General features: G+C 58.0%; 8 protein-coding genes. 3 read left to right on the top strand and 5 right to left on the bottom strand.

Features of this window, described 5'->3' with window-relative positions; all coding sequences use genetic code 11:
* The 3 genes from NQ012_RS05625 to gltS form a co-directional block, all read right to left on the bottom strand.
* Window positions 1-348, bottom strand: a 348-nt coding sequence (locus NQ012_RS05625; RefSeq protein WP_373566636.1) for a helix-turn-helix domain-containing protein, incomplete at its 3' end; no start/stop codon positions are given.
* A gap of 150 nt (window positions 349-498) precedes the next feature.
* Window positions 499-1,518, bottom strand: coding sequence for a lysozyme inhibitor LprI family protein (locus tag NQ012_RS05620; RefSeq protein WP_257066639.1), 1,020 nt, complete (start codon window positions 1,516-1,518; stop codon window positions 499-501).
* A gap of 96 nt (window positions 1,519-1,614) precedes the next feature.
* Window positions 1,615-2,868 (bottom strand): sodium/glutamate symporter, encoded by a 1,254-nt coding sequence (gene gltS / locus NQ012_RS05615; protein WP_085365170.1) that lies wholly within the window; start codon window positions 2,866-2,868, stop codon window positions 1,615-1,617.
* Window positions 2,869-3,108: 240 nt separating this feature from the next.
* On the opposite strand from gltS, the gene truA reads away from it, so the two are divergent.
* The 3 genes from truA (at window position 3,109) to ispD (ending at window position 5,502) form a co-directional block, all read left to right on the top strand.
* Window positions 3,109-3,945: a tRNA pseudouridine(38-40) synthase TruA gene (gene truA, locus NQ012_RS05610; protein WP_257066638.1), complete on the top strand. Its 837-nt coding sequence runs from the start codon at window positions 3,109-3,111 to the stop codon at window positions 3,943-3,945.
* Between the two features lie 139 nt (window positions 3,946-4,084).
* Entirely contained in the window at window positions 4,085-4,801 is a 717-nt protein-coding gene (gene dnaQ / locus NQ012_RS05605; protein WP_257066637.1) for a DNA polymerase III subunit epsilon, read from the top strand.
* On the top strand, window positions 4,798-5,502 hold the full coding sequence (gene ispD / locus NQ012_RS05600) for a 2-C-methyl-D-erythritol 4-phosphate cytidylyltransferase (protein WP_257066636.1): 705 nt from the start codon (window positions 4,798-4,800) through the stop codon (window positions 5,500-5,502). The genes dnaQ and ispD overlap by 4 nt, the downstream gene beginning before the upstream one ends.
* Before the next feature lie 258 nt (window positions 5,503-5,760).
* Here ispD and NQ012_RS05595 read toward each other — a convergent pair whose 3' ends face one another.
* Both NQ012_RS05595 and NQ012_RS05590 read right to left on the bottom strand, forming a co-directional pair.
* The gene (locus tag NQ012_RS05595; protein ID WP_257066635.1) at window positions 5,761-8,163 is read right to left on the bottom strand and encodes a DNA translocase FtsK; all 2,403 of its coding nucleotides are present in this window, start codon (window positions 8,161-8,163) and stop codon (window positions 5,761-5,763) included.
* A gap of 204 nt (window positions 8,164-8,367) precedes the next feature.
* Window positions 8,368-8,862 carry a DUF302 domain-containing protein gene (locus NQ012_RS05590; protein WP_257066634.1) on the bottom strand — a complete coding sequence of 165 codons (495 nt, stop codon included), beginning with the start codon at window positions 8,860-8,862 and terminating at the stop codon, window positions 8,368-8,370.
* Window positions 8,863-8,880: the final 18 nt, after the last annotated feature.

Genomic DNA, 8,880 nt, shown 5'->3' with positions numbered 1-8,880 from the left:
TGCTTTTTGGTTTTGTAGCAAAGGCAGCCGTTTGGTATCGAAATGAACCATTTCGCCGGGATAGGATTTGTTGTAACGCTTTGCCTGTTTTTTGAGTTTCTCTTCGATTTCCCGCTCAACTTTAGCCAGGCGTTTCATGCCGTATTTGGCTTGTTTAAAGCGGTTGTTGGTGCTTTTTTGCGGGGTGAGTAGCCGCAACCGGGCTGCTTTGAGTATGCGGTAAATCGTTACTCTGCTGACACGGTATTGTTGTGCCAACGAAGTTACACTGATTTTGCCTTGTGTATAAGCGCGCCAAATGGCCTGGCGGTTATGCGGGGTTAGCCGGGTATTTTTATGGATGTTCATGCAGTATTGTCTTTCAAATACTGTAAACAACGCTAGCTTTTCCTACAATTTAGATGTTTCAGACGGAATAAGCGAATTTTGCAAAAACTACAGGCCGTCTGAAAATATTTTCAGACGGCCTGTGTTGTTTTAAAGCATGAAACCTGCGGCTTAGTTAATCGTATAGCCGCGCAGGTATTGGCTGCGTTCGCGGGTCATGCGCGTGTCGCATTGCAGGCGCAGGTATTCGGCTTGCAGGCTGCTTTCGGCTTGGGCGGCGGCTTGGCGGCAGTTGGTGTTTTTGCTTTGGATCCAGCTGCGTTGTTCGTTAATCAGCTCTTTTTGAATACTTTGGTCGATGCTGTTCCACACCATGTTGATTTCGCGGTCGGCCGATTGGTTGTTATTTTTCGCCTGCTCCAATTCGCCTGCCGAAAACGTGATTTCGCTGCGGGGCGGTTCGGGGGTCAGGGTTTCGGGCGCGCTGGCGTTTTCTTCGCCAAAAGTGCCGCTGGCGGCATTGTTGTCGAGTATATCCTGCGGGTCGGCCTGCGGCGGTTCGGGGAAGGCTTGCGCTCCGGTGTTCAGCGCGTCTTCAAGCCTCACGGGCTGGCCGTTGATCATCAGGATGCTTTTTACGCCGTAGGGCAGCAGTGCACTGGTAACGTTTTGGGCGGTTACGGTGATGGCGTTGTCTTCATAATTAACGGTGGTTTGGCCGTTGGCTTCGGTGGTGGTGTAATGCAGCGGGCGGGTGAACAGCCCCTTATCATAGGTGAGGGTGCTGCCGGTGATGCGTTCCTGAATCAGTTGGGTGATGTTGCTGTTGGCACCGTAAACCAGCGGGCTGTTGGTTTGTGCTGTGTTCAGAATGTCGGCGGGAATCTGTATGCTCAGGTTGGCTTTGCAGACGGGGCGGCCGTTTTGGTTTTCTTCGGCGGGGCCGTCGAGCTGTATGTTGAGCTGGGTGGCGGCGGCGATGATTTTATCGGCGTCGATAAACTGGCGGGTGTCGTTGCGGGCGAAGCGCTGCGCTTCCTGTTTGATGATTTCTTGGATGTTGGTGCGCACGTTTTGAACCACGGCCGGGCTGTCGCAGGCCAGCGAGGCGTTTTCCTGTTTGGTGTCGCGCTCGCCGCAGGCGGCCAGGGCAGCGGCAATCAGGGAAAAAGTGAGCAGCTTTTTATACATGGTACGGCCTTTGCAAGAAATGGTTTCAGACGGCATCATAGCAAAAGCACCTGCAACGGGTAAGGTGTTGCGGGTGCTTTTTAGTTTGCTTGCGGTTTATTTGAGGAAGTTTACAAAACCGGTGAGGATGAAAACGTTGATGAAGTCAACGAAAAACGCGCCCACCATAGGCACAATCAGAAAGGCTTTGTGCGAGGGGCCGAAGCGTTCGGTTACCGACTGCATATTGGCGACGGCGGTGGGGGTGGCGCCGAGGCCGAAACCGCAGTGGCCGGCGGCCAGCACGGCCGAATCGTAATTGCGCCCCATCAAAACATAGGTAACGAAGGTGGCGTAAAGCATCATCACCACGGTTTGCACCAGCAGGATAACGGTTACGGGGCCGGCAAGGCCGGTTAACTCCCACAGTTTGAGGTTGAGCAGCGCCATGGCCAGAAACAGTGACAGCGAAGCGTTGCCGAATACGTCGATGGCGCGGTCGAACATATTGAATTTGAACACGCTGGTTAAAATATTGCGCAGAATCACGCCGCCGAACAGCGCCCACACGAATTTGGGCAGGTCGAGATAAAACGGTTTGAGGTATTCGCTGTCGAAGCCGTCCATGATTTCGGCGAAGGCCAGGCAGGCGGCGAACATGGCCAGCGTTTCTACCGCCGAATTGGCGGTAATCAGGCGGGTTTGCTCGGGGTGTTCGAACAGATCGTCGGTGCTTTTGCCGGGATCGTCGTCGTCGTAAACGGCGGCTTGGGCTTTAACGGCGGCTTCGTCTAACGGTTTGCGCCCCATCTTGTTGATCAGGCGACGGGCAACCGGGCCGCCGATCAGGCCGCCGGCCACCAGGCCGAACGTGGCGGCAGCCATGCCTAAGCCGGTTGCGCCGGTTAAGCCGAAGTTTTTCTCGAAATCCGGCCCCCATGCGCCTGCCGTGCCGTGGCCGCCCGTTAAGGTAATCGAGCCGGTAATCAGGCCGATCAGCGGGTCGAGGCCGAACAGACTGGCCAGGCCGACGCCAACGGTGTTTTGAACCATGATAAAAGAGCCGACGATGGCGGTGAAGATCACCAGCGGGAAGCCGCCCGCTTTCAGGCGCGAAAAGTCGGCGCTCAGGCCGATAGAGGTGAAGAAAATCAGCATAAACGCATCTTGCAGCGGCTTCTCGAATTTGAAGCTCACGCCGTAGATGGCGTGCAGCGCATACAATATTGCCGCCGCCACCAGGCCGCCGGCCACCGGCTCGGGGATGTTGAAATCCTGCAAAAACTTGATTTTCGCCACCATCAGTCTGCCGACCAGCAGCACAACGGTGGCGGCAATTAACGTGTAGTAACTGTTAAAAACCCATTCCATAAATATCTTCTTCTTTCTATTGGTGTTGCGGATAACCGGGCGGTTGCCCGACGGGGGCGGATATTAGGCGATGAGTTAAGGTTTGTCAAAGGCGGTATCTGCTGCTTTTTGCAGTTTTGTTTTATATTTTCAATAGATTGGGCGTGTTTTGGGGTGGCGGAATAAGTTTTGCGGCGTGAATTGGCTTATAATTATGCGCTTTTGTTTCCAACGTATTTTTACATTACCGCCGGAGCCGCCATGCCAGCCGATACCGAACTTTCCAGCCCGCCGCCTTCAGCCGGAACGCAGCGCTGGGCGCTGATGCTTGCCTATAACGGCAAAGGTTTCCACGGCTGGCAGAAGCAAAAACAGGCCGACGGTTTGGTTACGGTGCAGGAAGTGTTGGAATACGCGCTCGGGCAGATTGCGGGCGAGCGCATTCACACCGTGGTGGCGGGGCGGACCGATGCCGGCGTGCACGCAGCCGCGCAAGTGGTGCATTTCGACACCACGGCTGACCGCCCCGCGCAGGCGTGGGTGAGGGGGGTGAACACACACCTGCCCAAAGAAGTGGCCGTTTGGCATGCGCAACCTGTTGACCCGCGCTTTCACGCCCGTTTCGACGCATTCGGCCGCCGCTACCGTTATGTGCTGCTGTCGGCCTCGGTGCGCAATCCCCTGCTGGCAGGCAGGGTAGGCTGGGTATGCAGGCCGCTGAATATGGAAAAAATGCGGCAGGCCGCGGCCATGCTGGTGGGCGAACATGATTTTTCCAGCTTCCGCGCGGCCGAATGCCAAGCCAAATCCCCCGTGAAAACCCTGTATAGCGCAAGCTTGAGCGGCACGCCCGAACTGATGAAGCTCGATTTGCACGGCAACGCCTTTCTGCACCATATGGTGCGCAACATCATGGGCGCGCTGGTGTATGTGGGCGACGGCCGCCTGAGCGTGCAGGGGTTTGCCGATTTGATGGCGGCGCGCAGCCGCAAACACGCCCCGCCCACGCTGATGCCCGACGGCCTTTATCTGACGGGGGTGGACTATCCGCCCGAATGGGGCGTGGCCACCCCGCCCGTGCCCGAATGGTTGTGGTAAATTGTTGAAGTTAATAATATTTAAGGCCGTCTGAAAAGCCTGAATTGCTTTTCAGACGGCCTCAGACTGCCCCGCAGCCGTTTTTACTTTCCCCGCCGCTTTTAGTATGATGCGGCAACCTTTTCCAACAGCAAGCGTTATGAACACCCGCCAGATTATCCTCGACACCGAAACCACCGGCCTTTACCCCAACAGCGGCGACCGCATGGTCGAATTTGCCGGGCTGGAAATGATTAACCGCCAGCTCACCCGCAACACCCTGCACCTTTATATCCACCCCGACCGCGATATTCCCGACGAAGCCGCCGCCGTCCACGGCATCACCATCGAAGAGCTGGAAGCCAAAAACGCCCCCAAGTTCGAGCAGGTGGGGCGGCAAATCGCCGATTTTCTGCGCGGTGCCGAATTGATTATCCACAACGCCAAGTTCGACGTCGGCTTTCTCGATATGGAGTTCGGCCGCATGGGGCTGCCCACCGTAGAAGAGCTGGGCTGCAAAGTAACCGACACCCTCGGCATGGCGCGGGAAATGTTTCCCGGCCAAAAAGCCAGCCTCGATGCCTTGTGTACCCGCTTTGATGTCGACCGCAGCAAACGCGTGTTCCACGGCGCCCTGATCGACTGCGAACTGCTCGGCGAAGTGTATCTCGCCATGACGCGCGGCCAGTTCGACCTGATGGCCGATCACGGCGGAGAAGCCGACGGCAGTTATGCCGCCGCCAAAATCCAACGCCCTGCGCATTTGAAAGTGTTGGGCGCAGACGAAACCGAGCTGGCCGCACACGAAGCCTATCTCGACACGCTCGACAAAATCACCGAAGGCAAATGCGTATGGCGAACGGAGGCAGACGCGTGAAACGCAACATCGCCTTAATCCCCGCCGCCGGCGTGGGGGAACGCTTCGGCGCAGGCAAGCCCAAGCAATATGTTGAAATCCACGGCAAAACCGTGTTGCAGCACACTCTCGACATCTTCGCCGCCCACCCGCAAATCGACTGTGCCGCCGTGGTGCTGGCACCCGGCGACCACACCTTCCAACCCGAAGAAGCCAACGGCTTTCAGACGGCCTCTGCCAAAACCGTTTTGCTGCATTGCGGCGGCGCAAGCCGCGCCGAAACCGTAAGAAACGGCGTGAACACCCTGCTCGAACGCGGCCTGGCCGCCCCCGGCGACAATATCCTTGTGCACGATGCCGCCCGCTGCTGCCTGCCCCAAGCTGCTCTCAGCCGCCTGATAGACCAGGCCGGCAGCCACCCCAACGGCGGCATTCTCGCCGTGCCCGTGGCCGACACCCTCAAACGCAGCGGTTCAGACGGCCTGATCGAAACCACCGTGCCCCGCAGCGGTTTGTGGCAGGCGCAAACCCCGCAGCTTTTTCCCGCCGCCCTGCTGCAACGCGCCCTGGCCGCGCCCGACCTCGGCGCAGTAACCGACGAAGCCTCGGCGGTGGAAATGCTGGGCGTCCGCCCCCTGTTGGTACAGGGCGACAGCCGCAACTTAAAGCTGACGCTGCCGCAAGACGAATATATCGTGCGCCTGCTGCTGGCGGAAAAGTGAGTTTGCCGCAGCGGCATCTCAAACGCACGCCGTCTAAACATTTATATCATCTAAACATATCCGTCATACTCGGGCTTGACCCGAGTATCTTTTTGTTCAAAAGAAATAACAGATACTCGGGTCAAGCCCGAGTATGACGGAGTTCGGATTTTTAGATAGCAATTTGAATTTTGCAAAGGTCTCAGGTTGCATAAAATTTGAGGCCGTCTGAAAACTGGTTTTCAGACGGCCTTGTTATACCCGAATCCGATCAAAACCTTAAAGATTATCCTTCTGCGCCAGAATCTTACGGCTGCCGCCCACATCGGCGGGGGAAACGATGCCGGCATCTTCCAGCGCCTGCATCAGGTTGGCGGCGCGGTTGTAGCCCACGCGCAGTTGGCGTTGCAGCGACGAAATCGAGGTTTTGCGGGTTTCCAGCACGAAGGCGACGGCTTGGTCGAAGAGTTCGTCGCTGTTGGCGTTGGGGTTGACGATATTGGTGGTTTCCAGCGCGGCTTCGCCGCTGAGCAGCCCTTCGACATAGTTGGCGGGGGCTTGGCGTTTGACGTGGTCGACGATTTGGTGCACTTCGTCGTCCGACACAAACGCGCCTTGCAGGCGGGTTGGCTCGGCGTTGCCCGGTTGCAGGAACAGCGAGTCGCCGTATTTGAGCAGTTCGTCGGCACCCATTTGGTCGAGAATGGTGCGGCTGTCGATTTTGCTTTGCACGGTGAAGGCCATGCGGGTGGGGATATTGGCTTTAATCAGGCCGGTAACCACATCGACGCTGGGGCGCTGGGTGGCGACAATCATATGGATGCCGGCCGCGCGGGCTTTTTGGGCGAGGCGGGCGATTTGCTGCTCGACGGATTTGCGCTCGGTCATCATCAGGTCGGCCAGCTCGTCGATTACCACCACAATCATGGGCAGGTTTTCGAGCGGCTCGGGCTGGTCGGGGTTGAGGCTGAAGGGGTTGAGCAGCGGTTTGCCTGCCGCTTTGGCATCGGTTACTTTTTTGTTGAAACCCTCGATGTTGCGCACGCCGGCGTGGGAGAGCAGGCGGTAGCGTTTTTCCATTTCGGCCACGCACCAGTTGAGTGCCTGGCCGGCTTCGCGCATATCGGTTACCACGGGGCAGAGCAGGTGGGGGATGCCTTCGTAGATGCTCAGCTCGAGCATTTTGGGGTCGATCATGATAAAGCGCACTTCGTCGGGCGTGGCCTTGAAGAGTATCGACAGAATCATGGCGTTCACGCCCACCGATTTGCCCGAGCCGGTCATGCCGCCTACCAACAGGTGCGGCATTTTCGCCAAATCGCCCACCACGGGAATGCCGGCGATGTCTTTGCCCAGCGCAACGGTGAGTTTGGATTTGGCATCGGTGAACACGGGTGAGGAGAGGATTTCGCTCAGCATGACGTCTTGGCGGCGCTCGTTGGGCAGCTCGATGCCCATGGTGTTTTTGCCGGCGATGGTTTCGACGATGCGCACGGCCTGCAACGACATCGAACGGGCCAAGTCTTTGGAAAGGTTGACAATCTGGCTGCCTTTCACGCCTTGTGCGGGTTCGATTTCAAAGCGCGTGATAACGGGGCCGGAAGTGGCGGAAACCACTTGTGCGCCGATGCCGAATTCGGCCAGCTTGGCTTCGATGCGTTCGGCGGTTTGTTGCAGTTTGTCGGGGTTGATGGTGGGCGGCTCGCCCTGCGGCAGGCGCAGCAGATGCAGCGAAGGTTTGGTGTATTCGCCTGCGGGCGGCGGCTCGGCGGCTTCGCCTTTGCTGTCGAACAAGGCCGTCTGAACGGGGGCGGGCGGCGGTGCGATGGCCACTTTGCGGTTGCTGCTGGTGCCTTCGATCTGCTCTACCGGTTCGGCGGTGATGTTTTTGGCGTCGCGCACCATGCGGCGCGTGGTTTTGGCATCGGGCAGGTCGCGCACGTATTTGTCTTCTTTGCGCACCAGTTTCAGCCACATCCACTCGAGTTTGGCGCCGGTTTTTTCGAGCACGTCGAGCCACGACACTTGCGCCAGCAGCGACAGGGCGAGCAACACCACCACCAGCATAATCAGCAGGCTGCCCGAAGTGCCCAGCAGCCAGCTCAGACCCGAGGCGGCAAACGAACCGATTAGGCCGCCCGCGCCGACGGGCAGGGCGTCGGCCAGTTGCGGTTTGAAGGCGAACACTTCCAGAATCGGGCTGCACAGCAGCAGAATGCCCAGCGCGGCGGCGGCGATTCTGTGGTTGTAGGGTTTGCTGTCGGGTGTTTTGAGGGGGCGGAAGTTTTTATACAGCCACACGCAGCCGGCAATCACCAGCCACCAAAACGACAGCCCGAACAGGTAGTAGCCGATGTCGGCCAGATATGCGCCGAACAGGCCGCCGAGGTTGCGCACTTCGTCGGAGGCGGGCACGCTGCGCGACCAGGCAGGGTCGTCCATGGTGAAGCTGGCCAGCGACAGCGCGGCGTAAACGGTAACCAACAGGGCGAACAGCCACAGAGTGTCGTTAATCAGGTTGGCAACGTGCTGAGGGCGGTTGCGCTTGACGCTGTTGGGCGTTACGCCTTTGGGGCGGCGCGGCAGCTTGGTTTCAGACGGCCTGCCGCCTGCTTTGGCAGCGGTTTGCGCGCGCGGCTTGGCGGCGGTTTTTTCGGGATTTTTCGGGGATTTGTTAGCCATAGTGTATCGCGTGGTCGGGCCGTCTGAAAAAAGCGGACAGGCGGCAAAAATGCGGTTCGGGCGGAAAGCCGGGGTGTTTCGGCGCGGAAAAGGCGAAATTATACAATATTATGCTGCAAAAGGTGGAATGCTTCGGGCATGGTTTGAAATTCAGACGGCCCGGCTTGGAAACAGCCGGGCCGTCTGAAAATACCGGCTGTGTTTTTATTCGGTAACGGTTTGGCGGATCAGCCCTTCGGTTTTGGCCAGCGTGTTTTCAACGTCGGCAAAACCGATACGGCTGTTTTCGATCAGGCTGCGGACGTTGTAGAACACAACCTGCACGTTACCGTCGGTTTCGGTAACCAGCACGCGCAGCGGCAGGTTGAAGGCGAATTGCGGGTCTTTGACCATCAGCGGTGTGCCGGCTTTGGGGTTGCCGAAAATGATCACTTTGGCCGGCTGCATGGTCAGGTTGTGTTTGCGGGCGGCGGCTTGATGGTCGATAACCGTGAAGATTTCCATGCCTTTGCCGGTGATGGCGGTTTCGAGGCGGCGCACGGTTTCGTCAAATCCGTAGCGGCTGGTTACGGCGTAGGTTTTCTGCATGGTGCTTTCCTTTGCGGCGGGCGCTGCATGGCTGTTGTCTGCCGAGATATGGGCGCAGGCGGCAAGAACGGCGGCAGCGAATATCAGCGGCAGGGTTTTCAAAAGTTTCATGTTTGCTCCTAACGGTGG

It is taken from the genome of Neisseria dentiae, assembly GCF_024580525.1.
GTDB classification, from domain to species: domain Bacteria; phylum Pseudomonadota; class Gammaproteobacteria; order Burkholderiales; family Neisseriaceae; genus Neisseria; species Neisseria dentiae_A.
This window is presented reverse-complemented; position numbering and strand designations above follow the sequence as displayed.